1 protein-coding gene is annotated in these 1,013 nt (G+C 67.5%); it reads left to right on the forward strand.

Annotated elements, in window-relative coordinates; all coding sequences use genetic code 11:
- Positions 1–1,013: ABC transporter permease subunit (locus tag AC1DYI_RS36765; protein ID WP_477209012.1), on the forward strand; the 1,013-nt coding region annotated here is incomplete at both ends.

Below are 1,013 nucleotides of genomic sequence, written 5' to 3' on the forward strand. Positions count from 1 at the left end.
TGCCCAAGGTGATCGGCGGGCAGACCCAGGTGCTGGCGCTGGAGGCCTACAAGCAGGTGATCGGCCAGCAGAACTTCAGCAAGGGCGCGGTCATCGGCCTGATGCTGCTGCTGCCCGCGTTGTTGAGCGTGGTGGTCGAGCGCCGTGTCGCCCGCCGCCAGGTCGCGGCCATCAGCGGCCGCTCGGTGGCGTATCAGCCACCCTCCAACCCGTGGCGAGATGGGCTGCTGGGGCTGTTGTGTGCCGCAACGGTCACCTTTCTGTTGGCCATGCTCGGCGTGGCCGTGGTGGCGTCGTTCATCAAGCTCTGGCCTTACCAGCTCGAGCTGACGCTGGCGCACTACCAATTCGACGATGTCGACGGCGGTGGCTGGGCCGCGTTCTTCAACAGCCTGCGCTTGTCGGTGTGCACGGCGCTGGCCGGCACGGCCCTGGTGTTTGCCTCGGCCTACCTGACCGGAAAGTTGAACGTACCGAAACTGCCTGCCTTGTTGATCCGCACATTGGCGCTGCTGCCGATGGCGGTGCCGGGCCTGGTGCTGGGCCTGGGCTACATCTTCTGCTTCAACCACCCGGCCAACCCGCTGCATGCGCTATACGGCAGCATGGCTCTGATGGTGATGGCCACCATCGTGCACTTCTACACCACGGCCTACCTGACGGTCGGCACGGCGCTGGCCCAGATGGCGCCGGAGATCGAAGCCGTGGGCCGCAGCCTGCGCCGCGCCTGGTGGACCAGCTGCTGGCGCATCACGCTGCCGATTGCGGCCCCGGCACTGCTGGACGCAGCGCGCTTCTTCTTCGTCTCCAGCATGACCACGGTCAGTGCGGTGATCTTTCTCTACACGCCCGACACGCCGCTGGCCTCGGTGGCGGTGCTGGCGATGGACGACGCCGGCGACACCGCTGCGGCCGCCGCCATGGCCACGCTGATCCTCGCCAGCTCGTTGCTGTCGACGCTGGTCTTCGGTGCGCTGGGGTATGCGCTGCAGCGCCGCACCCAGGCCTGGCGC

The organism is Ideonella sp. P3_A4, assembly GCF_056403075.1.